Genomic DNA, 25,291 nt, shown 5'->3' on the forward strand with positions numbered 1-25,291 from the left:
GACATGGCAAAGATCACCAAGCGTATGAAGGCCGCCCAGGCCGCTGTGCAGCCGGGCAAGGTCTACGGGCTGGAAGACGCCCTGAACATCATCAAGAAGAACGCTACCGCCAAGTTCGTGGAGTCGGTCGACGTGGCCGTGCGCCTCGGCATCGACGCCAAGAAGTCGGACCAGGGCGTGCGTGGTTCCTCGCTGCTGCCGCACGGCACCGGCAAGACCATCAAGGTCGCCGTGTTCTGCCCGGCGGGCGAGAAGGCCGAGGCCGCCAAGGCTGCCGGCGCCGATGCGGTCGGCATGGACGACCTGGCCGAGCGCATGCAGGCCGGTGACCTCGACTTCGGTCGCGTGATCGCCACGCCGGACGCCATGCGCGTGGTTGGCAAACTGGGCCAGCTGCTTGGCCCGCGCGGCCTGATGCCCAATCCGAAGGACGGCTCGGTCACCGCCGACGTGGTCACCGCGGTGAAGAACGCCAAGGCTGGCCAGGTGAAGTTCCGCAACGACAAGGCGGGCATCATCCACGCCACGATCGGCAAGGCCAACTTCGAGGCTGCGCAGCTTGCGGACAACCTCAACGCGCTGATCGCCGACCTGCTCAAGGCCAAGCCGGCCGCGGCCAAGGGCCAGTTCCTGCAGAAGGTTGCCCTGTCCAGCACGATGGGCGTGGGCGTGCCGGTGGACACCTCGTCGCTGAGCGCGGCCACCGCGAAGTAAGACAAGTTCAAGCCCTTCGCGCCCGGTCGGGCGCGGAGGCAAGTTTTTGAGGGCAGCCCCGGCTCCGGCCGGGGCAGCCGTCAAAGACCGCAGGCGTGATCGATGTGCGACGACGACGGGCAGGGAGCTCGTTGGTGGCAGGGAATCGCCGTCGCCGCTTTACCTCGATCGCTTAATCGGCCGCAAGGCCAGCCGGCGTAGATGGTGCTGCCCTTTTCTGGAATGTACGTTCTGGAAAGGCCATCACCCCGGGGCACGTCGTGTCCCCGACGTCATGGACGGCGTCGCTCAGGACCGCAAGCGGCAGGAGCCGTGAGCGGAGTTCCATGTGGAGGAGTGCAATGGCTCTCAATCTGTCCCAGAAGCAAGAAGTAGTCGCCGAGCTGGCAGACGTCGCCGCCAAGGCCCACTCCTTGGTCGCCGCCGAGTACGCGGGCACCACGGTCGAACAGATGACCGCGATGCGCAAGAAGGCCCGCGAGTCGGGCGTGTTCCTGAAGGTTGTCAAGAACACGCTGGTCTCCCGCGCCGTGGCCGGTACCGAGTTCGAGGTCGTCAAGGACGCCCTGACCGGTCCGCTGCTGTACGCGTTCTCGACCGAGGAACCCGGTGCCGCCGGGCGTCTGATCAAGGAATTTGCCAAGACCAACGACAAGCTCAAGCCGCGGCTCGTCTCGGTGGAGGGCAAGCTGCTGCCCGCCGAGCACGTCGACGTGCTGGCCTCGCTGCCGACCCGCGAGCAGGCGCTCGCGATGCTGGCTCGCGTGCTGGCCGAGCCGGCTTCGATGTTCGCCCGCGTGGTCAAGGCCGTGGCCGACAAGCAGGGTGGTGGCGAAGTCGCCGCCGAAGCCCCTGTCGAAGCCTGATTCGCCGACCTTTCCAAACGAAATTATTTCCAGAGGTAAAACAAAATGTCCCTGACCAACGAACAGATCGTTGACGCCGTCGCCGCCAAGTCGCTGATGGAAGTGATGGACCTGGTGAAGGCCATCGAAGAGAAGTTTGGCGTCACCGCCGCCGCCCCGGTCATGATGGCCGCCGGCCCGGCCGCCGCCGGCCCGGTTGCCGAGGAGCAGACCGAGTTCGACGTGATCCTGAAGTCCGCCGGCGACAAGAAGGTCGACGTGATCAAGGCTGTCCGCGCGATCACCGGCCTGGGCCTGAAGGAAGCGAAGGACCTGACCGAGGCCGGTGGCGTCGTGAAGGAAGCCGCTTCGAAGGAAGACGCTGCCAAGTTCAAGAAGGACCTGGAAGCTGCCGGCGCCACGGTCGAACTGAAGTAATCGGCGCCTTGCGCGCCGTCAGTTTGGCTTAGCGTCAAGCGAGCCTGGGGACGAAAGTCCCCGGGCTTTGCCCGTTACGGATGGCGGCTCGCCGCCATTTGCGGACCGAAGGATGGTTCGCCGCGAATCAGGCGCATGCGCCTGGTTGTCGGAGCCGGCCCGCTGGGCGGGCGAGTTCGAGAAGGGCAGGAGCCCTTTTTGAACACATGAGGCACGGACGCTCTGAGTTTGGGCATCCCGACTGCGGATTCGCGAGAGTCCTCAATCGTGATTCCCAATTTCAGTCTTCAACCATTTAGCCGGTGTGTGCACCACCGGCGCCACTGCGAACCGAGGCGTCACCCCATGACCTACTCGTTTACCGAGAAGAAGCGCATCCGCAAGGATTTCGGCAAGCGCCCGCCCGTGCTGGGCGTGCCCAACCTGCTGACCATCCAGACCGATTCCTACCGTGAGTTCCTGCAGGAGCACGTCGCGCCGAAGAAGCGCGAGGACAAGGGGCTGCACGCCGCGCTGAAGTCGGTGTTCCCGATTGCCAGCTATTCGGGCAACGCCGCCCTCGAATACGTGGACTATCGCCTGGGCGAGCCGGCGTTCGACGAGCGCGAATGCCGCAACCGCGGCATGACCTACGGCGCGCCGCTGCGCACCACCGTGCGCCTGGTGATCTACGACAAGGACAGCCCGGCTTCCAAGAAGGCCGTCAAGTACGTCAAGGAGCAGGAGGTCTACATGGGCGAGATCCCGCTCATGACCGACACCGGCACCTTCATCATCAACGGCACCGAGCGCGTCATCGTCTCGCAGCTGCACCGTTCGCCGGGCGTGTTCTTCGATCACGACCGCGGCAAGACGCACAGCTCGGGCAAGCTGCTGTTCTCCGCTCGCGTGATCCCTTACCGCGGATCCTGGCTGGACTTCGAGTTCGACCCGAAGGACGCGCTGTTCACCCGCATCGACCGTCGCCGCAAGCTGCCGGTGACGGTGCTGCTGCGCGCGCTCGGTTACAACAACGAGGAGATGCTGGGCATCTTCTTCGAGCACAACGTGTTCCACCTGGGCAAGAAGGGTGGCACCACGCTGGAACTGGTCGCCGAGCGCCTGCGCGGCGAAACGCTGACCTTCGACCTGATGATCGGCGACAAGGTGCTGGTGGAGGCTGGCAAGCGCATCACGGCGCGCCATGTTCGTCAGCTCGCGGCCGAGAAAATCACTGCGCTCGAAGTGCCGGACGATTACCTGATCGGCCGCATCGTCGCCATTGACATGGTCGATTCGAAGACCGGCGAGCTGCTGGCTTCGGCGAACGACGAGATCACCGCCGAGCAGCTGGAAGCATTCCGCAAGGCCGGCATCGAAACCGTGCCGACGCTGTACGTCAACGACCTGGATCGCGGCGCGTACATTTCGCACACCTTGCGCATCGACAACACCAAGACGCAGCTCGAGGCGCTGGTGGAGATCTATCGCATGATGCGCCCGGGCGAGCCGCCGACCAAGGACGCCGCGCAGAACCTGTTCTTCAACCTGTTCTTCACCTTCGACCGCTACGACCTGTCGGCGGTCGGCCGCATGAAGTTCAACCGCCGCGTGGGCCGCCAGGAGATCCTGGGCCCGGGCGTGCTGTACGACCACAAGTACTTCGCCGAGCGCAAGGAAGAGGCGGCGCAGACGCTGGTGCAGCAGCTGGGCGACCAGTCCGACGTGCTCGACGTGCTCAAGGTGCTGATCGACATCAAGAACGGCCACGGCACCGTGGACGACATCGACCACCTGGGCAACCGTCGCGTGCGTTCGGTCGGCGAGATGGCGGAGAACACCTTCCGCATCGGCCTGGTGCGCGTGGAGCGCGCCGTGCGCGAGCGCCTGTCGCTGGCCGAGTCCGAGGGCCTGACCCCGCAGGAACTGATCAACGCCAAGCCGGTCGCGGCGGCGGTGAAGGAGTTCTTCGGCTCCTCGCAGCTCTCGCAGTTCATGGACCAGAACAACCCGCTCTCGGAAGTGACGCACAAGCGCCGCGTCTCGGCCCTTGGCCCGGGCGGCCTGACCCGCGAGCGTGCCGGTTTCGAAGTGCGTGACGTGCACCCGACCCACTACGGTCGCGTCTGCACCATCGAGACCCCGGAAGGCCCGAACATCGGCCTGATCAACTCGCTGGCCGTGTACGCCCGCACCAACGCCTACGGCTTCCTCGAGACGCCGTACCGCAAGGTCGCCAATGGCAAGGTCACCAACACCGTCGACTACCTGTCGGCGATCGAGGAGGGCGACCACGTCATCGCGCAGGCGAACTCGCCGCTGGACAAGAACGGCGGCTTCATCGAGGACTTCGTGTCCTGCCGTTTTCGCGGCGAGTCCGAGCTGCGTCCGGCGGCCGAGGTCGACTACATGGACGTCTCGCCGATGCAGACCGTGTCGGTCGCGGCGGCGCTGGTGCCGTTCCTGGAGCACGATGACGCGAACCGCGCGCTGATGGGCGCGAACATGCAGCGCCAGGCCGTGCCGACGCTGCGCTCGCAGACCCCGCTGGTCGGTACCGGCATCGAGCGCGCCGTGGCGCGCGACTCGGGTGTCATCGTGTCCGCCAAGCGTGGCGGCGTGATCGACCAGGTCGACGCCGGCCGTATCGTCGTGCGCGTGAACGAGGAAGAGGTCGGCGACAACGACGCCGGCGTCGACATCTACACGCTGACCAAGTACACCCGCTCCAACCAGAACACCAACCTCAACCAGCGTCCGCTGGTGAACGTCGGTGACATCGTGGCGAAGGGCGATACGCTGGCGGACGGTTCGTCCACCGACCTGGGCGAGCTCGCGCTCGGCCAGAACATGCTGATCGCCTTCATGCCGTGGAACGGCTACAACTTCGAAGACTCGATCCTGCTCTCCGAGCGCGTCGTGCAGGAAGACCGCTACACCTCGATCCACATCGAGGAGCTGTCCTGCATCGCGCGCGACACCAAGCTGGGCGCCGAGGAAATCACCGCCGACATTCCGAACGTGGGCGAACAGGCGCTGGCGCGTCTGGACGAGAGCGGCATCGTCTACATCGGTGCCGAAGTCAAGGCCGGCGACATCATGGTCGGCAAGGTGACCCCGAAGGGCGAGAGCCAGCTGACTCCGGAAGAGAAGCTGCTGCGCGCGATCTTCGGCGAGAAGGCGTCCGACGTGAAGGACAGCTCGCTGCGCGTGCCGCCGGGCATGGACGGCACCGTCATCGACGTGCAGGTGTTCACCCGCGACGGCATCGAGAAGGACAAGCGCGCCAAGCAGATCGAGGAAATGGAGATCAAGCGGATCCGCAAGGATTTCGACGATCAGTTCCGCATCCTCGAGGGCGCGATCTACAACCGCATGCGTGCGCAGCTGGTCGGCCAGTCCGCGATGAGCGGCCCGGGTGGCCTCAAGCGCGGTGCGGAAATCACCGACGCCTACCTCGACGGCTTGAAGAAGGACGACTGGTTCAAGATCAACGTCAAGGACGAGAGCGTCACCGAGTTCCTCGAGCGCGCGGCCGACCAGGTCAAGCGCCACAAGGAGGAGTTCGACCGTCGCTTCAAGGAGAAGCAGGGCAAGATCACCCAGGGTGACGATCTCGCCCCGGGCGTGCTGAAGATGGTCAAGGTGTTCCTGGCCGTGAAGCGCCGCATCCAGCCGGGCGACAAGATGGCTGGTCGCCACGGCAACAAGGGCGTGGTGTCCAACGTCGTGCCCGTCGAGGACATGCCGTTCATGGCTAACGGCGAGCCGGTCGACATCGTGCTGAACCCGCTGGGCGTTCCTTCGCGTATGAACATCGGCCAGGTGCTGGAAATGCATCTGGGCTGGGCCGCCAAGGGCCTGGGCCGCAAGATCCAGCGCATGCTCGAGGCGCAGGAGAAGGTGACCAAGATCCGCGAGTTCCTGGACCAGATCTACAACAGCCACGCCGCCGGCGCGGTGCAGCACGTGGACCTGAAGACGCTGTCCGACCAGGAGATCCTGACCCTGGCGAACAACCTGCAGGAGGGCGTGCCGATGGCCACGCCGGTGTTCGACGGTGCCGAGGAAACCGAGATCAAGGCGATGCTGAAGCTGGCGGATCTGCCCACGTCGGGCCAGACCACGCTGTTCGACGGCCGCACCGGCGAGGCGTTCGATCGCCCGGTGACCGTCGGCTACATGCACTACCTGAAGCTCAACCACTTGGTCGACGACAAGATGCACGCGCGTTCGACGGGCCCGTACTCGCTGGTCACCCAGCAGCCGCTGGGCGGCAAGGCGCAGTTCGGCGGCCAGCGCTTCGGCGAAATGGAAGTCTGGGCGCTGGAAGCCTACGGCGCGGCCTACACCCTGCAGGAAATGCTGACGGTGAAGTCCGACGACGTGCAGGGCCGCAACCAGATGTACAAGAACATCGTCGACGGCAACCACGAGATGGCGGCCGGCATGCCGGAGTCCTTCAACGTGCTGGTGAAGGAAATCCGCTCGCTGGGCATCGACATCGACCTGGAAGAGGTGAAGTGATCGAAAGCGGCCCCGGCGCCTGGCGCCGGGCCGCTGACCATGCCTCAGCCCGCATCACGGACCTCTACCGAATTTGCTCCGACCGGAGACACCCATGAAAGACCTGCTCAACCTTTTCAACCAGCAGCGCACCACGCCCGACTTCGACGCGATCAAGATCGCGCTGGCGTCGCCCGAGCTGATCCGCTCGTGGTCGTACGGCGAGGTGAAAAAGCCCGAGACGATCAACTACCGCACCTTCAAGCCGGAGCGTGACGGCCTGTTCTGCGCTGCCATCTTCGGCCCGGTGAAGGACTACGAGTGCCTGTGCGGCAAGTACAAGCGCATGAAGCACCGCGGCGTGGTCTGCGAGAAGTGCGGCACGGAAGTGACGCTGGCCAAGGTGCGCCGCGAGCGCATGGGCCACATCGAGCTGGCCAGCCCGACCGCGCACATCTGGTTTCTCAAGTCGCTGCCTTCGCGCATCGGCCTGATGCTGGACATGACCCTGCGCGACATCGAGCGCATTCTCTACTTTGAGGCCTACGTGGTCATCGATCCGGGCCTGACCGCGCTGGAGAAAGGTCAGCTGCTCAGCGAGGACCAGTACCTCGAAGCCACCGAGGAACACGGTGACGAATTCGACGCCCGCATGGGCGCCGAGGCGGTTTACGAGCTCCTGAAGTCGATCGACCTGCAGGGCGAAGTCATCCGCCTGAAGGAAGAGATCGCCTCGACCAATTCCGAGACCAAGCTCAAGCGCCTCACCAAGCGCGTCAAGCTGATCGAGGCCTTCCTGGAATCGGGCAACAAGCCCGAGTGGATGGTGCTGACCGTGCTGCCGGTGCTGCCGCCGGACCTGCGTCCGCTGGTGCCGCTGGACGGTGGCCGCTTCGCGACCTCCGACCTCAACGACCTGTACCGCCGCGTCATCAACCGCAACAACCGCTTGAAGCGCCTGCTCGAGCTCAATGCGCCCGACATCATCGTGCGCAACGAGAAGCGCATGCTGCAGGAGTCGGTCGACGCGCTGCTGGACAACGGCCGTCGTGGCCGTGCCATCACCGGCACCAACAAGCGTGCGCTGAAGTCGCTCGCCGACATGATCAAGGGCAAGCAGGGCCGGTTCCGCCAGAACCTGCTCGGCAAGCGCGTGGACTACTCCGGCCGTTCCGTGATCGTGGTCGGCCCGACCCTGCGCCTGCACCAGTGCGGTTTGCCCAAGAAGATGGCGCTGGAGCTGTTCAAGCCGTTCATCTTCGCCAAGCTGCAGGCGCGTGGCGAAGCCACCACGATCAAGGCAGCCAAGAAGCTGGTCGAGCGCGAAGAGCCGATGGTGTGGGACATCCTCGAAGAGGTGATCCGCGAGCATCCGGTGCTGCTCAACCGCGCGCCGACCCTGCACCGCCTCGGCATCCAGGCGTTCGAGCCGAAGCTGATCGAAGGCAAGGCGATCCAGCTGCATCCGCTGGTGTGTACCGCCTTCAACGCCGACTTCGACGGCGACCAGATGGCCGTGCACGTGCCGCTCTCGATCGAGGCGCAGCTGGAAGCGCGCGCCCTGATGATGGCGACCAACAACATCCTGTCGCCCGCCAACGGCGAGCCGATCATCGTGCCGACCCAGGACGTGGTGCTGGGCCTGTACTACATGACCCGCGAGCTGGTGAATGCCAAGGGCACCGGCATGGTGTTCTCGGGCATCTCCGAGGTGCGTCGCGCCTATGAAAACCGTGCGGTGCAGCTGCATGCCAAGGTCAAGGTGCGCCTGAAGCAGGTCACCATCGCCGACAACGGCGAGCGCACCAGCAAGGTGGCGCTGGTCGACACCACCGTCGGTCGCGCGCTGCTGGCCGAGATCATGCCCGAGGGCCTGCCCTTCGAGCTGGCCAACACCGAGCTGACCAAGAAGAACATCTCGCGCCTGATCAACGCCTGCTACCGCCGCCTCGGCCTGAAGGAAACGGTGATCTTCGCGGACCAGCTGATGTATACCGGCTTCCGCTTCGCCACCCGCGCGGGCATCTCGATCGGTATCGATGACATGATCATCCCCGACGAGAAGAAGCCGATCCTGGAAGAGGCCGAGAAGGAAGTGGTCGAGATCCAGGAGCAGTACCAATCGGGCCTGGTCACCGCCGGCGAGCGCTACAACAAGGTGGTCGACATCTGGTCGCGCACCAACGAGCTGGTCGCCAAGGCGATGATCGACGGCATCGGTACCGAGAAGGTGACCGACGCCGAGGGCAAGACGGTCAACCAGAAGTCGATGAACTCGCTCTACATCATGGCCGACTCCGGCGCGCGCGGTAGCGTGGCGCAGATCCGCCAGCTGGCCGGCATGCGCGGCCTGATGGCGCGTCCGGACGGCTCGATCATCGAGACCCCGATCAAGGCCAATTTCCGCGAAGGCCTGAACGTGCTGCAGTACTTCAACTCGACCCACGGCGCCCGTAAGGGCCTGGCGGATACCGCGCTGAAGACCGCCAACTCCGGTTACCTGACCCGTCGTCTGGTCGACGTGGCGCAGGACGTGGTGGTGACCTCGCACGATTGCGGCACCGAGGACGGCGTGCTGATGCAGCCGATCGTCGAAGGCGGCGACGTTGTCGAGCCGTTGCGCGAGCGCGTGCTTGGCCGCGTGGTGGTCGAGGACGTCTACGGTCCGGGCAACGACGACGATGCGATCGTCACCCGCGACACGCTGCTGGACGAAGCGCTTGTCGAAAAGCTGGACAAGGCCGGCGTGCAGTCGATCAAGGTCCGTTCGCCGATCACCTGCGAAGCCAGCCACGGCGTGTGCGCCCTTTGCTACGGCCGCGACCTGGCCCGTGGCCACCTGGTGAACATGGGCGAGGCCGTGGGCGTGGTCGCCGCGCAGTCGATCGGCGAGCCCGGCACCCAGCTGACCATGCGTACCTTCCACATCGGTGGCGCGGCTTCCCGTGCCGCCGCGGTGGACAACGTCTCGGTCAAGACCACCGGCACGCTGAAGTTCAACAACCTGAAGACCGTGCAGCACGCGCAGGGCCATCTGGTGGCAGTGTCGCGTTCGGGCGAGGTGTCGGTGATCGACGCCAACGGCCGTGAGCGCGAGCGCTACAAGGTCCCCTACGGCGCCACCATCTCGGTCAAGGACGGCGCGGCGGTCAAGGCCGGCCAGACCGTCGCCAACTGGGATCCGCACACCCATCCGATCGTCTCGGAAGTGGCCGGTACCGTGCGCTTCATCGACTTCCTCGATGGCGTCACCGTGCAGAGCCAGACCGACGAGCTGACCGGCCTGGAGTCGGCCGTGGTGACCGATCCGAAGCGTCGCGGTACGGCGGCCAAGGATCTACGCCCGATCGTGCGCCTGGAAGATGCCAAGGGTCGCGAGCTCAAGCTGCCCGGTACCGACGTGCCGGCGCAGTACATGCTGCCGGCCGGTGCGATCGTTTCGATCCAGAACGGCGTGGAAGTGGGCGTGGGCGACGTGGTGGCCCGTATCCCGCAGGAAACCTCCAAGACCCGCGACATCACCGGTGGTCTGCCGCGCGTCGCCGACCTGTTCGAGGCACGCAAGCCGAAGGAGCCGGCGATCCTGGCCGAGCGCTCCGGCGTGGTCAGTTTCGGCAAGGACACCAAGGGCAAGCAGCGCCTGATCATCAAGGACGCCGACGGCAACGAGCACGAGGAGCTGATCCCCAAGTGGCGCCAGGTCATCGTGTTCGAAGGCGAGCACGTGGAGAAGGGCGAGACCGTCGTGGACGGCGAGCCCAATCCGCATGACATCCTGCGCCTGCTGGGCGTGGAGCCGCTGGCCGCGTACCTGGTCAAGGAAATCCAGGACGTCTATCGCCTGCAGGGCGTGAAGATCAACGACAAGCACATCGAAGCGATCATTCGCCAGATGCTGCGCAAGGTCGAGATCACCGAGCCGGGCGAGAGCCACTATCTGCGCGGCGAGCAGGTCGAGCGCGTGCGGATCAACGAGGAGAACGATCGCGCCGAGAGCAAGGGCGAGCGTCCGGCCGAGTACCAGTCGGTGCTGCTGGGCATCACCAAGGCATCGCTGGCGACCGAGTCGTTCATCTCGGCGGCTTCCTTCCAGGAAACCACCCGCGTGCTGACCGAGGCGGCCGTCCGCGGCACCCGCGATACCTTGCGGGGTCTCAAGGAAAATGTTATTGTCGGCCGTCTGATTCCGGCAGGTACGGGTCTGGCGTACCACGCGCAGCGTCGTCGCCAGGGCGGGTTGACCGCCTCGGAACTGGAAACCCTTTCCGGTTCCTCCTCCGCGGTGAGTTTCGCGGAAGCCACTGCCGGTAGCGATGAAGGTGCCGAGTAAGCCTTGAGGGGCTTTGCTCGCTGACATACGAAATGAGGTGCACGGATGCACCTCGTGTTCGGGTCACGGACGACAGGGTGTTTTCTTGCCTGGTGCAAGGCGCCCATGTTAAATTCCCGCTTCTTGGCAGACCGAGTTTCGGTCTGCCTTTATGTTTCTCAGGAAAAGCTTCGCATGACGACAGTCAACCAGCTGGTGCGCAAGAACCGCAGCCCGAAGACCTACAAGAGCGCTTCGCCGGCCCTGCAGAGCAGCCCGCAGCGCCGCGGCGTCTGCACGCGCGTGTACACGACCACCCCGAAGAAGCCGAACTCGGCGTTGCGCAAGGTCGCCAAGGTGCGCCTGACCAACGGTTACGAGGTCATCAGCTACATCGGCGGTGAAGGCCACAACCTGCAGGAGCATTCGGTCGTGCTGATCCGCGGCGGCCGTGTGAAGGACCTGCCGGGCGTGCGCTACCACACGGTGCGCGGCAGCCTCGACTGCGCCGGCGTGACCAAGCGTCGCCAGGCCCGCTCGAAGTACGGTGCCAAGCGCCCGAAGAAGTAACCGTCGGTCGTTCTGGCGGCTCTTTATTGAAGAGTGCAGTCATGGATGGCTGCTTTTTGAAGCGGACAGGGTGTTCGCGAAGATAATGAGATGCGGCCAAGACGGTCGCTTTCGGCGCGGACGGGACGGTCCGCAAGAAAACAACGGACTCCAAACATGTCGCGTAAAGGTTCCCATCCCGCCCGCCTGGTCCTGCCGGACCCCAAGCACGGCAGCCAGCTGATCGCCCGCTTCATCAACATGGTGATGAAGAGCGGCAAGAAGTCGGTCGCCGAGAGCATCGTCTACGGCGCGCTGACCCATCTGGGTGAAAAGAATGCCGAGCCGGTGGCTCTGGTCGAGAAGGCGCTGGGCAATGTCGCTCCGGCGGTCGAAGTGAAGTCCCGCCGTGTCGGTGGCGCGACCTATCAGGTGCCGGTCGAAGTGCGTCCGGGCCGGCGCATGGCGCTGGCGATGCGCTGGGTGATCGATGCCGCCCGCAAGCGTGGCGAAACCTCGATGCCGCGCAAGCTGGCCGCCGAGCTGCTGGAAGCCTCGGAAAACCGCGGCGGCGCCATCAAGAAGCGCGAAGAGACGCACCGCATGGCGGAAGCCAACAAGGCCTTCTCGCACTACCGCTGGTAAGCGGTTTGCCTTGCCGTCGCACGCGACGGCAAGGAGCCACTCCGCCGCTCGCGGCGGATTTCTCATAAATGCTGTGGCCCGGACGGCCGCAACGAATCGAGGGCAAGGTTGCCCTGCAATAGGTAAACATCCATGGCACGCACCACTCCCATCGAGCGCTACCGCAACTTCGGCATCATGGCCCACATCGATGCCGGCAAGACCACGACCACGGAGCGCATCCTGTTCTACACCGGCGTCAGTCACAAGATTGGCGAGGTGCATGACGGTGCGGCCACCATGGACTGGATGGAGCAGGAGCAGGAGCGCGGCATCACCATCACTTCCGCGGCCACCACGGCGTTCTGGAAGGGCATGGATCGTTCGCTGCCCGAGCACCGCTTCAACATCATCGACACCCCAGGGCACGTCGACTTCACCATCGAAGTCGAGCGTTCGCTCCGCGTGCTCGACGGCGCCGTGTTCGTGCTGTGCGCGGTCGGCGGCGTGCAGCCGCAGTCCGAGACCGTGTGGCGCCAGGCCAACAAGTACAAGGTGCCGCGCCTTGCATTCGTCAACAAGATGGATCGCACCGGCGCCAACTTCTACAAGGTCGTCGACCAGCTGAAAGCGCGCCTGGGTGCCAACCCGGTGCCGATGCAGGTGCCGATCGGCGCCGAGGAGAACTTCGACGGCGTGGTCGACCTTCTCAAGATGAAGGCGATCATCTGGGACATGGAATCCCAGGGCATGAAGTTCGAGTACCAGGACATCCCGGCCGATCTCGCGGACAAGGCCGCCGAGGCGCGCAGCTACATGGTCGAATCGGCTGCCGAGGCGTCCGAGGAGCTCATGAACAAGTACCTCGAGGGCGGCGAGCTCTCGGAGGCCGAGATCGTCGAGGGCCTGCGCCAGCGCACCCTGTCCAGCGAGATCATCCCGGTCTACTGCGGCACGGCGTTCAAGAACAAGGGCGTCCAGGCGATGCTCGACGCGGTGGTGAACCTGCTGCCGTCGCCCGCCGATCGCCCGCCGGTCACCGGCGTGGACGACGACGACAAGGATGCGACCCGCACGGCGGATGACAACGCACCGTTCTCCGCGCTTGCCTTCAAGATCATGACCGATCCGTTTGTCGGCTCGCTGACCTTCTTCCGTGTTTATTCGGGCACGTTGAATGCCGGCGACCAGGTCTACAACCCGGTCAAGTCGAAGAAGGAGCGCATCGGCCGCATCCTGCAGATGCACGCGAACGAGCGTCACGAACTGAAGGAAGTCCGTGCAGGCGACATCGCCGCCGCGGTCGGCCTGAAGGACGTGACGACCGGCGATACGCTGTGCGCGCAGGACCACATCATCACCCTGGAGCGGATGACGTTCCCGGAGCCGGTGATCTCGATGGCGGTCGAGCCGAAGACCAAGTCGGACCAGGAGAAGATGGGCATCGCGCTCGGTCGCCTGGCCGCGGAGGATCCGTCCTTCCGCGTGCGTACGGACGAAGAGTCGGGCCAGACGATTATTTCGGGCATGGGCGAGCTCCACCTGGACATCCTGGTGGACCGCATGAAGCGCGAGTTCAACGTCGAGGCCAATGTCGGCAAGCCGCAGGTGGCCTACCGCGAGACGATCCGCGCCTCGGACGTCAAGTCGGACTACAAGCATGCCAAGCAGTCGGGCGGCAAGGGTCAGTACGGTCACGTGGTGATCGAGCTGTCGCCGATGACCGAGGAAGAGCGCAAGAGCCCGGACGTCAAGGACGATTTCCTGTTCGTCAACGAGATCACCGGTGGCGTTATCCCGAAGGAATTCATTCCGTCGGTGGAAAAGGGTCTGCGCGAGACGATCACCAGCGGTCCGCTGGCCGGCTTCCCGGTGGTGGGCGTCAAGACGAAGCTTGTCTTCGGTTCGTACCACGACGTCGACTCGTCCGAAATGGCGTTCAAGCTTGCCGCGTCGATGGCGTTCAAGCAGGGCTTCGCCAAGGCGAACCCGGTCCTGCTGGAGCCGGTGATGAAGGTCGAAGTGGTCACGCCGGAGGAATACGTCGGCGACGTGATGGGCGACCTGAGCCGCCGTCGCGGCCTGTTGCAGGGCCAGGACGACACGCCCTCGGGCAAGACCATCAACGCGATGGTGCCGCTGGGCGAAATGTTCGGTTATGCGACCACCATCCGCTCGCTGACCCAGGGCCGCGCCACGTTCACGATGGAGTTCGATCACTACGCCGAGGCGCCGAACAACATCGCCGAGCAAGTCATCAAGAAGGCCTGATAAGGCTTTCCTCCTTCAATAACATCGTTCTTTCCTAGAGGTTTGAAGTCATGGCAAAGGGTAAATTCGAGCGCACCAAGCCGCACGTGAACGTCGGCACGATCGGCCACGTGGACCACGGCAAGACGACGCTGACGGCGGCGCTGACCAAGGTCGGAGCCGAGCGCTTCGGTGGTGAATTCAAGGCCTACGACGCGATCGACGCGGCGCCGGAAGAGAAGGCGCGCGGCATCACGATCTCGACCGCGCACGTGGAATACGAGTCGCCGACCCGCCACTACGCGCACGTCGACTGCCCCGGCCACGCCGACTACGTCAAGAACATGATCACCGGTGCGGCGCAGATGGACGGCGCGATCCTGGTGTGCTCGGCCGCCGACGGCCCGATGCCGCAGACGCGCGAGCACATCCTGCTGTCGCGCCAGGTGGGCGTGCCCTACATCGTCGTGTTCCTGAACAAGGCCGACATGGTCGACGACGCCGAGCTGCTCGAGCTGGTCGAGATGGAAGTGCGCGAGCTGCTGTCCAAGTACGACTTCCCGGGCGACGACACCCCGATCATCAAGGGTTCGGCGCTGAAGGCGCTGGAAGGCGACCAGTCCGAGATCGGCGTGCCGGCGATCATCCAGCTGGTGGACGCGCTGGACAGCTACATCCCCGAGCCGGTGCGTGCGATCGACAAGCCGTTCCTGATGCCGGTCGAAGACGTGTTCTCGATCTCCGGCCGCGGCACCGTGGTGACCGGTCGTATCGAGCGCGGCATCATCAAGGTCGGCGACGAAGTGGAAGTGGTGGGCATCCGTGACACCCAGAAGACCACCGTCACCGGCGTGGAAATGTTCCGCAAGCTGCTGGACCAGGGTCAGGCGGGCGACAACGCCGGTCTGCTGCTGCGCGGCCTGAAGCGTGACGACGTCGAGCGCGGCCAGGTGCTGGCCAAGCCGGGCACGATCACCCCGCACACCGACTTCGAGGCCGAGGTCTATGTGCTGAGCAAGGACGAGGGTGGCCGTCATACCCCGTTCTTCAAGGGCTACCGTCCGCAGTTCTACTTCCGCACCACCGACGTGACCGGCGCGGTCACGCTGCCGGAGGGCGTGGAGATGGTCATGCCGGGCGACAACATCAAGATGGTGGTGAGCCTGATCCACCCGATCGCGATGGACGAGGGCCTGCGCTTCGCCATCCGCGAAGGCGGCCGCACCGTCGGCGCCGGCGTGGTGGCCAAGGTCATCAAGTAAGACCCAGGCGGCGGCCCCAGGGCCGCCGCCTTTTCGCGGAGGTGCCTGAAACGTTGGCATCTGGCGCGTAATCACTGCTATACTTGTCAGCTGACGGCTCCGTTGTTGCCTGGAGCCGATACCGCGAAATGAGGTACAGGACGTACTTCGAGTTCGCAGGCCGGGACGGCCCTCGCAACGTGACCATGGGGCGCAGACGACGTTCTGTTGACCTTTGTGCGTTGTGCGATTTATAATTTTCTGTCTAGGCGAGCCGTTTGTGCTCGCCTAGCTTTTTCGCCCAGTGCGCCCAGGCGTGCGAGGCCGCTCCAGAAGGGTTGTGCGGGACGGTGAGAAGCCATCCCGGAACACAGTATTTGTTCTTTCGATAACAGGACACGGTTTTATGGCGAACCAGAAGATTCGCATCCGCCTCAAGGCGTTCGATCATCGACTGATCGACCGCTCGGCCAGCGAGATCGTCGAGACGGCCAAGCGCACCGGCGCTACGGTGCTCGGCCCCATCCCGCTCCCGACCAAGATCGAGCGCTATACCATCCTGGTTTCGCCGCACGTCGACAAGGACGCGCGCGACCAGTACGAGACCCGCACCCACAAGCGTGTGCTCGACATCGTCGACCCCAACGACAAGACCGTGGACGCGCTCATGAAGCTTGACCTCGCCGCTGGCGTGGACGTCCAGATCAAGCTCGGCTGAGCGATAGACAGGATACGAAGATGAGTATCGGACTGGTTGGCCGCAAGTGCGGCATGAGCCGGCTCTTCACTGAAGACGGACGCTCGATTCCGGTGACGCTGATTGAAGCGACCCCGAACCGCGTCACCCAGCTGAAGACCGAAGACAACGATGGTTACACCGCGATCCAGGTCACCGCGGGCGTCAAGCGCGCCTCGCTGCTGACCCAGCCGCTGAAGGGGCACTACGCCAGCGCGAAGGTCGAGCCGGGTCGTGGCCTGTGGGAGTTCCGCGTCGCTGCCGAAGACCTTGGCAAGTACAGCGTCGGTGCCGAGATCAAGGCGGACGAGATCTTCTCGGCCGGCCAGATCGTCGACGTCGCCGGCGTCTCGAAGGGCAAGGGCTTCCAGGGCACCATCAAGCGCCACAACTTCTCGATGGGCGATGCGACGCACGGTAACTCGCTGTCGCACCGCGCGCCAGGTTCGATCGGCCAGCGCCAGACGCCGGGCCGCGTGTTCCCGGGCAAGAAGATGGCCGGCCACATGGGTGCGGTCAACCGCACGCAGCAGGGTCTGGAAGTGGTCAAGGTCGACGCCGAGCGTCACCTGATCGCGGTCAAGGGCGCGGTGCCGGGCGCAACCGGCGGCGACGTCGTTATCCGCCCGACCACCAAGGGTTGAGGAGAGACGCCATGGAACTGAATGTCATTGGCGCCAAGCCGCTCAGCGTGTCCGAGGAGATCTTCGGCGCCGAGCTAAAGCAGGCCCTGATCCACCAGGTGGTGGTTGCGTACCAGGCCGGCGGTCGCGCCGGTACCAAGGCGCAGCTGTCGCGCGGTGAGATGTCGGGTACCACCAAGAAGTTCAAGAAGCAGAAGGGCGGCGGCGCCCGTCACGGCGACTACCGCGCCCCGATCTTTGTCGGCGGCGGTGTCACCTTCGCGGCCAAGCCCCGCAGCTTCGAGCAGAAGGTCAACCGCAAGGCGTACCGCGTCGCGATCCGTTCGATCCTTTCCGAGCTGAATCGTCAGGACCGCCTGAAGGTCGTCGACGGCTTCGGCATCGAAGAAGCAAAGACCAAGGCAATGGTCGCCAAGCTGGCCGAGCTGCAGGTCGGCGGTCGCGTGCTGCTGGTTTCCGAGGATGCCAACGAGGCGCTGTTCCTGGCCGCGCGCAACATCCCGTACTTGCACGTGGTGGACGTGATGGCGCTGAACCCGGTCAGCCTGGTCGGCTCCGACTATGTCGTGCTGACCGCCGAGGCCGTGAAGAAGATCGAGGAATGGCTGGCATGAGCAACGAACGCATTCTCAATACGCTGCGTGCGCCGCACATCTCCGAGAAGTCCGCGCGCCTGGCCGAGAACAACCAGTACGTATTCGTGGTCGCCCCCGAGGCGACCAAGGCCGACGTCCGCGCGGCGGTGGAGCAGATGTTCGACGTCAAGGTCGAGCAGGTGAACCTCGTCAACGCCAAGGGCAAGGTCAAGTCCTTCCGTTTCCGCACTGGCAATCGCCAGGGCAAGCGCAAGGCCTATGTCCGCCTCGCCGATGGCCAGTCCATCGACGTGTCGGCCAAGGCCTGAGCTCAAGGAGTTGAATTGAGATGGCACTGATCACTCACAAGCCGACCTCGCCGGGCCGCCGCGACTCCGTCAGCGTCCGCACCGAAGGCCTGCACAAGGGCGCGCCGTACGCGCCGTTGACCGAATCGCAGTCCAAGACGGGTGGCCGCAACCACTACGGTCGCATCACCACGCGTCACCGCGGTGGCGGTCACAAGCAGGCCTACCGCATCATCGATTTCAAGCGCGACAAGGAAGGCATTGCCGCCAAGGTCGAGCGCATCGAATACGATCCGAACCGCACCGCGCATATCGCGCTGCTGTGCTACGCCGATGGCGAGCGCCGCTACATCATCGCGCCGAAGGGTGTGGCGGTGGGTGACCGCCTGGTGTCCGGTTCCGACGCGCCGATCAAGGCCGGCAACAGCCTGCCGCTGCGCGCCATCCCGGTCGGTTCGACCATCCACTGCATCGAGATGAAGGCAGGCAAGGGCGCGCAGATCGCCCGCAGCGCCGGCGCCTCCGTGCAGCTGGTCGCCCGCGAGTCCGGCTACGCCACGCTGCGCTTGCGCTCCGGCGAAATGCGCCGCGTGCCGGTCGATTGCCGCGCCACCATCGGTGAAGTCGGCAATTCCGAGCACAGCCTGAAGAAGCTGGGCAAGGCCGGTGCCAAGCGCTGGAAGGGCATTCGCCCGACCGTGCGCGGCGTGGTGATGAACCCGGTCGACCATCCGCATGGCGGTGGTGAAGGCCGTACCTCCGGCGGCCGTCATCCGGTCAGCCCGTGGGGTACGCCGACCAAGGGCTACAAGACCCGCAACAACAAGCGCACGCAGCAGTTCATCGTGCGTCGTCGCAAGTAACAGGAAACGATCATGCCGCGCTCCCTAAAGAAAGGTCCGTTCATCGACCTGCACCTCGCAAAGAAGGTGGAAGCCGCCGTTTCCGCCAACAACAAGCGTCCGATCAAGACCTGGTCGCGCCGCTCGATGATCCTGCCCGAAATGGTGGGCCTGACCATCGCCATCCACAACGGTCGCCAGCACGTGCCGGTACTGATCAACGAGAACATGGTCGGGCACAAGCTCGGCGAGTTCGCGGTGACCCGTACTTTCAAGGGCCACGGCGGCGACAAGAAGGGCAAGTAAGATGAGCACCGAAGCCAAAGCGATCCTGCGCAGCGCCCGCATCTCGGCGCAGAAGGCACGCCTGGTGGCTGACCTGGTCCGCGGCATGCCCGTCGGCCGCGCCAGCGACGTGCTCCAGTTCACCAACAAGAAGGCCGCCCACCTTGTCCGCAAGGTGCTGCTCTCGGCCGTCGCCAACGCCGAGAACAACCTGGGCGCCGACGTCGACGAACTGAAGGTCTCGCGCATCTTCGTGGACGAAGGTCCGTCGATGAAGCGCATGTTTGCCCGCGCCAAGGGTCGCGGCTCTCGCATCCTGAAGCGCACCAGCCACATCACCGTGGTCGTCGGCGAGTAAAGAGGACAGAAGACGATGGGTCATAAAGTTCATCCCACCGGTATCCGCCTCGGCATCGCCAAGGACTGGAATTCGAAGTGGTACGCCAACAAGGGCGATTACGCCAAGTACCTCGCGGCTGACCTCAAGGTCCGCGAGATGCTGCGCAAGAAGCTGGCACAGGCTGGCATCTCCAAGATCCAGATCGAGCGTCCGGCCAAGACCGCCCGCGTGACGATCCACACCGCCCGCCCGGGCGTGGTGATCGGCAAGAAGGGTGAGGACATCGAGAAGCTGCGCAAGGAAGTCAGCGACATGATGGGCGTCCCGGCGCACATCAATGTCAACGAAGTGCGTAAGCCCGAACTCGACGCCCAGCTGGTGGCCGAGTCGATCGCCCAGCAGCTGGAGCGCCGCATCATGTTCCGGCGCGCCATGAAGCGCGCCGTCGGCAACGCGATGCGCCTGGGCGCCCTGGGTATCAAGATCAACGTGTCCGGCCGTCTGAACGGCGCCGAGATCGCCCGTTCCGAGTGGAGCCGAGAGGGCCGCGTGCCGCTGCACACCCTGCGTGCCGACATCGACTACGGTTTTGCCGAGGCGAAGACCACCTACGGCATCATCGGCATCAAGGTGTGGGTCTACAAGGGCGAGATCTTCGATCTGGCGGCAGCGTCGCAGGAGTCGAAGGACGAGCAGTCGCAGCCGCGCCGCGAAGGTGGCGAGGGTCGTCGTGAATCGCGTCGCGAGGGCGGTGAAGGCCGCCGCGAGCGGACGGCGAAGTAAGGAGAGTTGCCATGTTGCAACCGAAGCGAACCAAATACCGCAAGCAGTTCAAGGGCCGCAACGATGGCCTGGCCCAGTGCTCGAACCTCGTCAGCTTTGGCGAGTACGGCCTGAAGGCGACCACCCACGGCGCGCTGACCGCGCGCCAGATCGAGGCGGCCCGTCGTTGCATCACCCGTTTCGTCAAGCGTGGCGGCAAGTTGTGGATCCGCGTGTTCCCGGACAAGCCGATCACCAAGAAGCCCATCGAAGTGCGTATGGGTGCCGGCAAGGGCGGCGTCGAGTTCTGGGTCGCCCCGATCCAGCCGGGCCGCATGCTCTATGAAATCGAGGGCGTCGACGAGACCACGGCGCGCGAAGCGTTCCGTCTGGCCGCCGCCAAGCTCTCGGTGCAGACCCAATTCGTGACCCGGGCGGTGATGTGATGGCCACCAACGATCTGAACACCAAGTCGGCCGACGAGCTGAAGCAGCACCTGCTGGACCTGCGCAAGGAGCAGTTCAACCTGCGCATGCAGAAGGGTACCGGCCAGCTCAGCCAGCCGCACCAGCTGCGCCGCGTCCGGCGCGACATCGCCCGCACGAAGTTCGTGCTCGGCACGAAGAAGTAAGGGACCGCCGACATGAGCGACAACCAGAAGCAGGCGCGTACCCTCGAGGGTCGCGTCATCAGCAACAAGATGAACAAGACGGTCACCGTCCTGATCGAGCGCCAGGTGCAGCACGGCCTGCTGGGCAAGATCATCCGCCGGTCGACCAAGCTGCACGCGCAGGACGACATCGGTGCGAACGAGGGCGACCTGGTGCGCATCACCGAGTGCCGTCCGCTGTCCAAGACCAAGCATCACCGCGTGGTCGAAATCGTCACGCGCGCGGCCGTCTGAGGAGGGTGCAGACATGATCCAGATGCAGAGCACGCTTTCCGCGGCCGACAACAGCGGCGCCAAGGAACTGATGTGCATCAAGGTGCTCGGCGGTTCCCACCGTCGCTACGCCGCGATCGGTGACGTGATCAAGGTCACCGTGAAGGATGCGATTCCGCGCGGCAAGGTAAAGAAGGGCGAGGTCTACAACGCCGTGGTGGTGCGTACCGCCAAGGGCGTGCGCCGCGCCGATGGCTCGCTGATCCGTTTCGACGGCAATGCAGCGGTGCTCCTCAACAACAAGCTCGAGCCGATCGGCACCCGCATCTTCGGGCCGGTCACGCGTGAGCTGCGCGGCGAGAAGTTCATGAAGATCGTCTCCCTCGCGCCCGAAGTGCTTTGAGCGGAGATAAGAACCATGAACCGTATCCGCAAGGGTGATCAGGTCCTCGTGATCGCCGGCAAGAACAAGGGTCAGCGCGGTGACGTGCTGCGCGTGGATGGTGACCGCGTGTTCGTGTCCAACGCGAACATCGTCAAGCGCCACACGAAGCCGAACCCGCAGGCCAACCAGGCTGGCGGCATCGTCGAGCGCGAGGCTTCGATCCACATCTCCAATGTGCAGCCGTTCAACCCCGCCACGGGCAAGGGTGAGCGCGTGAGTGCCAAGACGCTCGAGGATGGGCGCAAGGTACGCGTGTTCCGCTCCAATGGCGAACAGCTGGACGTGTAAGGAACAAATGTCATGACGCGCCTTGAAAGTTTTTACAAAGAACAGGTCGTTCCGAAGCTCACCGAGCGGTTCGGCTACGAGAACGTGATGCAGGTTCCGCGCATCACCAAGATCACCCTGAACATGGGTGTGGGCGAGGCTGCCGGCAACAAGAAGATTCTTGAGAACGCCGTGGCCGACATGACGAAGATCGCCGGTCAGAAGCCGATCACGACCAAGGCGCGCGTTTCCGTGGCCTCGTTCAAGATCCGCGACGGCTGGCCGATCGGCTGCAAGGTCACCTTGCGTCGCGCCAACATGTGGGAATTCCTGGATCGCCTGATCAACATCTCGCTGCCGCGTACCCGCGACTTCCGCGGTGTGTCCGGTCGCGCCTTCGATGGCCGTGGCAACTACAACTTCGGCATCAAGGAACAGATCATCTTCCCGGAAATCGACTTCGACGCGATCGACGCGATGCGTGGCATGGATATTTCCATCACCACCACCGCCAAGACCGACGAAGAAGCCAAGGCGCTGCTGGAAGCCTTCAGCTTCCCGTTCCGCAACTGATCGCGCCGAACTTAAGAGCGAGAGAAACGCAATGGCAAAGACCTCGATGGTCAACCGCGACATCAAGCGGACCAAGCTCGTCAAGAAGTACGCCGCCAAGCGCGCCGAACTGAAGGCGATCGTGGTGAACCCGAACGCCTCGTACGACGAGAAGATGGACGCGCAGTCCAAGCTGCAGAAGCTGCCGCGCGACGCCAGCCCGGTGCGCCAGCGCAACCGTTGCGAGCTGTCCGGTCGCCCGCGCGGCGTGTACCGCAAGTTCGGCCTGGGCCGCAACAAGCTGCGCGAAGCGACCATGCGCGGCGACGTGCCCGGCCTGCGCAAGGCCAGCTGGTAAGTCTCCAGGCGGCGGGCGTCCTTGCGCTCGCCGCTCCGCAGGCAGCCGTCGCGGCTGCCCGGTGCATAAATCGCGCCGACGTTCGCTAAAAGTGGAAATAGCTGCTATAGTCGTCGGTCTGCGCAACGCAGGCTGGCTGCTTTTTGCCAGCTCACAATCTGATTGATTTCCGGTTTTATCGGATATCGGTGCACTCTGAAGGATGTTTTCATGAGCATGACTGATCCCATCGCCGATCTGTTTACGCGCATCCGCAATGCCCAGCTTTCGGGCAAGCAGGCCGTAAGCATGCCGTCGTCGAAGCTGAAGTTGGCGATCGCCAACCTCCTCAAGAACGAGGGCTACATCCTCGACGCCAAGTCTTCCGCCCAGGAAGGCAAGCCGGTGCTCGAGATCAAGCTCAAGTATTTCGAAGGCCGCCCGGCCATCGAGGCCATCTCCCGTGTTTCCCGCTCCGGCCTGCGCGTGTATCGCGGCAAGGACGAGCTGCCGAAGGTGCTCGGCGGCATGGGTATCTCGATCATTTCGACTTCCGCCGGTCTGATGACCGATGCACAGGCCCGCGCCAAGGGTCTGGGCGGCGAAGTCATCGGCCAAGTGGCGTAAGGAGTTTCCATGTCCCGCGTTGCCAAACAACCGATCAATCTGCCCAAGGGCGTGGAACTTAAGTCCGACGCCAGCGGCATTTCCGTCAAGGGCCCGAAGGGCACGCTGTCGATTCATGTCCTGCCGGGCGTGTCGGTGGCCGTCAATGACGGCGTCGCCAACATCACGCTCGCCGACGGCGCCGACGACAAGTTCGGCGGTACCGCGCGCGCCTTGCTGGCCAACATGGTCAAGGGCGTGTCCGACGGCTACGAGCGCAAGCTCGAGCTGGTCGGCGTGGGCTATCGCGCCTCGATGGCCGGCAAGGCGCTGAACCTCAGCCTGGGCTTTTCGCACCCGGTGGTGTTCAACGCGCCTGAAGGCATCACGCTCGAGACCCCGACGCAGACCGAGATCCTGATCAAGGGTACGGACAAGCAGCGCGTCGGCGAAGTTGCCGCCAAGATCCGTGGCTTCCGTCCGCCGGAACCCTACAAGGGCAAGGGCGTGCGCTATGCCGGCGAGAAGATCACCCTGAAGGAAGCCAAGAAGGCTTGAGTACGCTTTCCCTGCGTGTGGGAGCGGCCATCCATGGCCGCACTACTCACAAGAGCACTGCGTAACTACCGCCGATCCGCTTTCGAGGAACAGACAGATGAACAAGAACGAATCCCGCCTGCGTCGCGCCAAGTCCACGCGCGCCCACATCCGCAAGCTCGCCGTGGCCCGCCTGTCGGTCCATCGCACCGGTCAGCATCTTTACGCCCAGGTGTTCGACGCCTCCGGCGAAAAGGTCGTGGCGGCTGCCTCCACCGTGCAGAAGTCGGTGGCCGAGGGGCTGAAGGGCACCAAGAACCTGACCGCCGCCGCGGCGGTGGGCAAGGCCGTGGCCGAGCGTGCGCTCGCCGCGGGTATCGAGTCGGTCGCCTTTGACCGCTCCGGCTTCCGTTATCACGGTCGCATCCAGGCCCTGGCCGATGCGGCGCGCGAAGCGGGCCTGAAATTCTGAGGAACCGGGAGCGATTGCTCCTGGTCCCGTAGCGCCACACACAACAACAAGCGGCCAAGCCGCAAGCAAAAGTCCCGGATGGTCCGGGCACACGGAATAGAGAAATGTCTTCGAACGATCGCGAAAATTCGGACGGCCTGCTCGAGAAGCTGATTGCCGTCAACCGCGTGGCCAAGACCGTCAAGGGTGGCCGCCAGATGAGCTTCACTGCGCTGACCGTGGTCGGCGACGGCGAAGGCAAGGTCGGTTTCGGCTATGGCAAGGCGCGTGAAGTGCCGGTTGCCATCTCCAAGGCGATGGACCGTGCCCGCCGCAACATGGTGAGCATCGACCTGAACAACGGCACCCTGTGGTACGCCATCAAGGCCAACCACGGCGCGGCTCGCGTGTTCATGCAGCCGGCTGCCGAGGGTACCGGCGTGATCGCGGGCGGCGCCATGCGTGCCGTGCTGGAAGTGGTCGGCGTCAAGAACGTGCTGGCCAAGGCGGTCGGTTCGCGCAACCCGATCAATCTGGTGCGCGCCACCATCAAGGGCCTGCAGGCGATCGCCTCGCCGAAGCGCATCGCCGCCAAGCGTGGCAAGACCGTGGAAGAGGTGATGGGCAATGGCTAAGAACAACGACACCGCCGCCACCGTGCGCGTGCGCCTGGTCAAGGGCCTGCGCGGCGTGCAGGGGCGTCACCGTCTCAGCGTCAAGGCGCTGGGTCTGAACAAGCTCAATGATGTCCGTGAACTGAAGGACAGCCCGCAGGTGCGTGGCCTGATCAACACGGTCTATTACCTGGTCCGGGTCGAGGAGTAATCATCATGCGTCTCAACGACATCAAGCCGGCTGCCGGTGCGCGCAAGACGCGCCTGCGCGTCGGTCGCGGTATCGGTTCGGGCCTGGGCAAGACTGCCGGCCGCGGCCACAAGGGTCAGCACGCCCGCGCCGGCGGCACCCACAAGTTCGGCTTCGAAGGCGGCCAGATGCCGCTGCAGCGTCGCCTGCCCAAGGTCGGCTTCCGCTCGAAGAAGAAGGCCGAGAGCCAGGAGGTGTTCCTGTACCAGCTTGCCAACCTGAAGGCGGACGTGATCGACCCGATCGCGCTGCACCAGGCGGGTCTGGTCGACAGCAAGGCGAAGAAGATCAAGGTCGTCGCCAAGGGCGAAATCGGCCGCGCGGTCAAGCTCTCCGGCGTGCTCGCCACGGCCGGCGCCAAGGCGGCCATCGAGGCTGCCGGCGGCAGCGTGGAGTAAGACG

General features: G+C 64.5%; 30 protein-coding genes. All 30 read left to right on the forward strand.

Translation table 11 applies throughout. The features are described 5' to 3' along the window. The first annotated feature begins 3 nt into the window (after positions 1-3). Positions 4-714: a 50S ribosomal protein L1 gene (rplA, locus tag LQ772_RS03865; RefSeq protein WP_231324155.1), complete on the forward strand. Its 711-nt coding sequence runs from the start codon at positions 4-6 to the stop codon at positions 712-714. Positions 715-1,055: 341 nt separating this feature from the next. Further along, entirely contained in the window at positions 1,056-1,580 is a 525-nt protein-coding gene (rplJ, locus tag LQ772_RS03870) for a 50S ribosomal protein L10 (protein WP_231324156.1), read from the forward strand. Positions 1,581-1,625: 45 nt separating this feature from the next. Continuing rightward, positions 1,626-1,997, forward strand: a complete 372-nt coding sequence (gene rplL, locus LQ772_RS03875) for a 50S ribosomal protein L7/L12 (protein ID WP_091340748.1) — start codon at positions 1,626-1,628, stop codon at positions 1,995-1,997. A gap of 345 nt (positions 1,998-2,342) precedes the next feature. Beyond that, positions 2,343-6,503 (forward strand): DNA-directed RNA polymerase subunit beta, encoded by a 4,161-nt coding sequence (gene rpoB / locus LQ772_RS03880; RefSeq protein ID WP_231324157.1) that lies wholly within the window; start codon positions 2,343-2,345, stop codon positions 6,501-6,503. 94 nt (positions 6,504-6,597) lie between these two features. Then, positions 6,598-10,812 (forward strand): DNA-directed RNA polymerase subunit beta', encoded by a 4,215-nt coding sequence (rpoC, locus tag LQ772_RS03885; protein ID WP_231324158.1) that lies wholly within the window; start codon positions 6,598-6,600, stop codon positions 10,810-10,812. A gap of 174 nt (positions 10,813-10,986) precedes the next feature. Further along, positions 10,987-11,361, forward strand: coding sequence for a 30S ribosomal protein S12 (gene rpsL, locus LQ772_RS03890; RefSeq protein WP_209620135.1), 375 nt, complete (start codon positions 10,987-10,989; stop codon positions 11,359-11,361). Positions 11,362-11,517: 156 nt separating this feature from the next. Then, positions 11,518-11,985 (forward strand): 30S ribosomal protein S7, encoded by a 468-nt coding sequence (rpsG, locus tag LQ772_RS03895; RefSeq protein ID WP_091340757.1) that lies wholly within the window; start codon positions 11,518-11,520, stop codon positions 11,983-11,985. 132 nt (positions 11,986-12,117) lie between these two features. Further along, positions 12,118-14,235 carry an elongation factor G gene (fusA, locus tag LQ772_RS03900; RefSeq protein ID WP_231324159.1) on the forward strand — a complete coding sequence of 706 codons (2,118 nt, stop codon included), beginning with the start codon at positions 12,118-12,120 and terminating at the stop codon, positions 14,233-14,235. Positions 14,236-14,285: 50 nt separating this feature from the next. Further along, positions 14,286-15,476 (forward strand): elongation factor Tu, encoded by a 1,191-nt coding sequence (gene tuf, locus LQ772_RS03905; protein WP_231324151.1) that lies wholly within the window; start codon positions 14,286-14,288, stop codon positions 15,474-15,476. Between the two features lie 385 nt (positions 15,477-15,861). After that, a complete protein-coding gene (rpsJ, locus tag LQ772_RS03910) occupies positions 15,862-16,173 on the forward strand; it encodes a 30S ribosomal protein S10 (RefSeq protein WP_014402136.1) in 312 nt (103 codons plus the stop codon). A 20-nt stretch (positions 16,174-16,193) separates the two neighbouring features. Then, on the forward strand, positions 16,194-16,835 hold the full coding sequence (rplC, locus tag LQ772_RS03915; protein ID WP_231324160.1) for a 50S ribosomal protein L3: 642 nt from the start codon (positions 16,194-16,196) through the stop codon (positions 16,833-16,835). Positions 16,836-16,846: 11 nt separating this feature from the next. Next, entirely contained in the window at positions 16,847-17,449 is a 603-nt protein-coding gene (gene rplD / locus LQ772_RS03920; RefSeq protein WP_231324161.1) for a 50S ribosomal protein L4, read from the forward strand. Further along, positions 17,446-17,739, forward strand: coding sequence for a 50S ribosomal protein L23 (gene rplW, locus LQ772_RS03925; RefSeq protein ID WP_425600822.1), 294 nt, complete (start codon positions 17,446-17,448; stop codon positions 17,737-17,739). Before rplD ends, rplW begins: the two co-directional genes overlap by 4 nt. A 20-nt stretch (positions 17,740-17,759) precedes the next feature. Beyond that, complete coding sequence (gene rplB / locus LQ772_RS03930; protein WP_231324163.1) at positions 17,760-18,581, forward strand: 50S ribosomal protein L2; 822 nt, start codon at positions 17,760-17,762, stop codon at positions 18,579-18,581. 12 nt (positions 18,582-18,593) lie between these two features. Beyond that, on the forward strand, positions 18,594-18,866 hold the full coding sequence (gene rpsS / locus LQ772_RS03935) for a 30S ribosomal protein S19 (protein WP_091340502.1): 273 nt from the start codon (positions 18,594-18,596) through the stop codon (positions 18,864-18,866). A gap of 1 nt (position 18,867) precedes the next feature. Beyond that, a complete protein-coding gene (gene rplV, locus LQ772_RS03940) occupies positions 18,868-19,203 on the forward strand; it encodes a 50S ribosomal protein L22 (RefSeq protein WP_209619580.1) in 336 nt (111 codons plus the stop codon). A gap of 15 nt (positions 19,204-19,218) precedes the next feature. Next, positions 19,219-19,968, forward strand: a complete 750-nt coding sequence (gene rpsC / locus LQ772_RS03945; protein ID WP_231324164.1) for a 30S ribosomal protein S3 — start codon at positions 19,219-19,221, stop codon at positions 19,966-19,968. A gap of 11 nt (positions 19,969-19,979) precedes the next feature. After that, positions 19,980-20,393, forward strand: a complete 414-nt coding sequence (gene rplP / locus LQ772_RS03950) for a 50S ribosomal protein L16 (RefSeq protein WP_136259088.1) — start codon at positions 19,980-19,982, stop codon at positions 20,391-20,393. Beyond that, positions 20,393-20,578: a 50S ribosomal protein L29 gene (rpmC, locus tag LQ772_RS03955; RefSeq protein ID WP_091340512.1), complete on the forward strand. Its 186-nt coding sequence runs from the start codon at positions 20,393-20,395 to the stop codon at positions 20,576-20,578. Before rplP ends, rpmC begins: the two co-directional genes overlap by 1 nt. A 12-nt stretch (positions 20,579-20,590) precedes the next feature. Beyond that, positions 20,591-20,851 carry a 30S ribosomal protein S17 gene (rpsQ, locus tag LQ772_RS03960; RefSeq protein WP_231324165.1) on the forward strand — a complete coding sequence of 87 codons (261 nt, stop codon included), beginning with the start codon at positions 20,591-20,593 and terminating at the stop codon, positions 20,849-20,851. A 13-nt stretch (positions 20,852-20,864) separates the two neighbouring features. Further along, the gene (gene rplN, locus LQ772_RS03965; protein WP_231324166.1) at positions 20,865-21,233 is read left to right on the forward strand and encodes a 50S ribosomal protein L14; all 369 of its coding nucleotides are present in this window, start codon (positions 20,865-20,867) and stop codon (positions 21,231-21,233) included. 15 nt (positions 21,234-21,248) lie between these two features. After that, positions 21,249-21,563 (forward strand): 50S ribosomal protein L24, encoded by a 315-nt coding sequence (rplX, locus tag LQ772_RS03970; RefSeq protein WP_231324167.1) that lies wholly within the window; start codon positions 21,249-21,251, stop codon positions 21,561-21,563. A 12-nt stretch (positions 21,564-21,575) separates the two neighbouring features. Continuing rightward, the gene (gene rplE, locus LQ772_RS03975) at positions 21,576-22,115 is read left to right on the forward strand and encodes a 50S ribosomal protein L5 (protein ID WP_091340520.1); all 540 of its coding nucleotides are present in this window, start codon (positions 21,576-21,578) and stop codon (positions 22,113-22,115) included. A gap of 31 nt (positions 22,116-22,146) precedes the next feature. After that, a complete protein-coding gene (rpsN, locus tag LQ772_RS03980; protein ID WP_231324168.1) occupies positions 22,147-22,452 on the forward strand; it encodes a 30S ribosomal protein S14 in 306 nt (101 codons plus the stop codon). A 210-nt stretch (positions 22,453-22,662) separates the two neighbouring features. Beyond that, positions 22,663-23,058: a 30S ribosomal protein S8 gene (gene rpsH / locus LQ772_RS03985; protein WP_231324169.1), complete on the forward strand. Its 396-nt coding sequence runs from the start codon at positions 22,663-22,665 to the stop codon at positions 23,056-23,058. Positions 23,059-23,067: 9 nt separating this feature from the next. After that, the gene (gene rplF / locus LQ772_RS03990; RefSeq protein ID WP_231324170.1) at positions 23,068-23,595 is read left to right on the forward strand and encodes a 50S ribosomal protein L6; all 528 of its coding nucleotides are present in this window, start codon (positions 23,068-23,070) and stop codon (positions 23,593-23,595) included. A gap of 97 nt (positions 23,596-23,692) precedes the next feature. After that, the gene (rplR, locus tag LQ772_RS03995; protein WP_231324171.1) at positions 23,693-24,046 is read left to right on the forward strand and encodes a 50S ribosomal protein L18; all 354 of its coding nucleotides are present in this window, start codon (positions 23,693-23,695) and stop codon (positions 24,044-24,046) included. 104 nt (positions 24,047-24,150) lie between these two features. Beyond that, positions 24,151-24,660, forward strand: a complete 510-nt coding sequence (gene rpsE / locus LQ772_RS04000) for a 30S ribosomal protein S5 (protein ID WP_209619603.1) — start codon at positions 24,151-24,153, stop codon at positions 24,658-24,660. Beyond that, positions 24,653-24,850, forward strand: a complete 198-nt coding sequence (rpmD, locus tag LQ772_RS04005; protein ID WP_209619607.1) for a 50S ribosomal protein L30 — start codon at positions 24,653-24,655, stop codon at positions 24,848-24,850. The genes rpsE and rpmD overlap by 8 nt, the downstream gene beginning before the upstream one ends. Continuing rightward, positions 24,850-25,287: a 50S ribosomal protein L15 gene (rplO, locus tag LQ772_RS04010; protein ID WP_175483825.1), complete on the forward strand. Its 438-nt coding sequence runs from the start codon at positions 24,850-24,852 to the stop codon at positions 25,285-25,287. The genes rpmD and rplO overlap by 1 nt, the downstream gene beginning before the upstream one ends. Positions 25,288-25,291: the final 4 nt, after the last annotated feature.

Origin of the sequence: Frateuria edaphi (assembly GCF_021117405.1) — a bacterium.
GTDB classification, from domain to species: domain Bacteria; phylum Pseudomonadota; class Gammaproteobacteria; order Xanthomonadales; family Rhodanobacteraceae; genus Frateuria_A; species Frateuria_A edaphi.